Genomic DNA, 693 nt, shown 5'->3' on the forward strand with positions numbered 1-693 from the left:
CGAGGACTGGTCAGCTGTCTAGACTACTACTTAAAACGACATGCGTTAAAAGTTAACTGAACCGCCGTGTGCCGAACGGCACGCACGGTGGTGTGAGAGGGACTATCAATTAGTCCCTACTCGATTTATAGGAGCGATAATTAGAGGCTTTACGATTCTACTCAAAAAATTTTGGGTACGCGAAAAAGCCCTAAAATCAGCCTGTATCAAAGTAAGTTCCAGTATGCTAGAATTTCGAGTGAGATTTTTTCTTGCTTGAAATACCTGCGACTATTGAAGTCCCCTTCATCCCTCCCTATAACCCAGAGATGAATCCCCATTGAACAGGTTTAGGCTGAAATCCACAAACGTGGATTTCATTTTCAACATTGAAGTCAGTCATCGATCAGCTTCAAGAAGTTATTCAAGAGTTAAGCAAAAGGATCTCAAAAGTATTATCCATAGAAAATAGATTTATTCAAATTTTGAAATAGAAATCAAAGATATTTCTGGAACTTACTTTGAAAAAATTTTTTGAAAGTTCTAAAATGAAGTTAGCCACCCCACCTTATTAGAAATTTAAGTACTCTAACTTTTTGATGTCGATTCCTTATTTCATTTGATAGCAGGTTTGGAGCTGTTAGGCTAACTAGCCAAGGCTAATCGTAGCCTTGGTTTAGCCTATAGAACAGCTTCAAAAGTTCCTGTTGTCAA

General features: G+C 38.0%; 1 pseudogene. It reads left to right on the forward strand.

The window, feature by feature from the left end:
- Nucleotides 1-254: 254 nt before the first annotated feature.
- Nucleotides 255-451: pseudogene (locus ACXM1Q_RS09335) on the forward strand (IS630 family transposase); the annotation flags it as partial.
- Nucleotides 452-693 lie beyond the last annotated feature (242 nt).

The organism is Streptococcus sp. 10F2 (assembly GCF_054331515.2).